Source organism: Burkholderia sp. Ap-955 (assembly GCF_011753045.1).
Lineage (GTDB): Bacteria > Pseudomonadota > Gammaproteobacteria > Burkholderiales > Burkholderiaceae > Burkholderia > Burkholderia lata_D.
Genome location: NZ_VWWH01000232.1, coordinates 1 through 749, shown reverse-complemented (window position 1 = coordinate 749; position 749 = coordinate 1). Strand labels below are relative to the sequence as shown.

The window sequence follows — 749 nt, the reverse complement described above, 5'->3', positions numbered from 1 at the left end:
GTAGTGATCGTATCGGCCGCGCGGACCGCGGTCGGCAAATTCGGCGGCTCGCTTGCGAAGATTGCGGCGCCCGAGCTGGGCGCGACGGTGATCCGCGCGGTGCTGGAGCGTGCGGGCGTGAAGCCCGAGCAGGTCAGCGAAGTGATCATGGGCCAGGTGCTGACGGCCGGTTCCGGGCAGAACCCGGCACGGCAGTCGCTGATCAAGGCCGGGCTGCCGAGCGCAGTGCCGGGGATGACGATCAACAAGGTGTGCGGCTCGGGCCTGAAGGCCGTGATGCTGGCGGCGAACGCGATCGTCGCGGGCGACGCGGAGATCGTGATCGCGGGCGGCCAGGAGAACATGAGCGCGTCGCCGCACGTGCTGCCGGGCTCGCGCGACGGGTTCCGGATGGGTGACGCGAAGCTGGTCGACACGATGATCGTCGACGGCCTGTGGGACGTGTACAACCAGTACCACATGGGCATCACGGCGGAGAACGTCGCGAAGGAGTACGGAATCACGCGCGAGGAGCAGGACGCATTCGCGGCGCTGTCGCAGAACAAGGCGGAAGCCGCGCAGAAGGCCGGCCGCTTCGACGACGAGATCGTGCCGGTGGCGATTCCGCAACGCAAGGGCGAGCCGCTGCAGTTCGCCACCGACGAATTCGTGCGTCACGGCGTGACGGCGGAATCGCTGGCCGGGCTGAAGCCGGCGTTCTCGAAGGACGGCTCGGTGACGGCGGCGAACGCGTCGGGGCTGAACGACGG

The 749-nt window shown here is 68.8% G+C and carries 1 protein-coding gene; it reads left to right on the top strand.

The window, feature by feature from the left end; genetic code table 11:
• Positions 1 to 749, top strand: a 749-nt coding sequence (locus tag F3J15_RS37505; protein ID WP_205191162.1) for an acetyl-CoA C-acyltransferase, incomplete at both ends; no start/stop codon positions are given.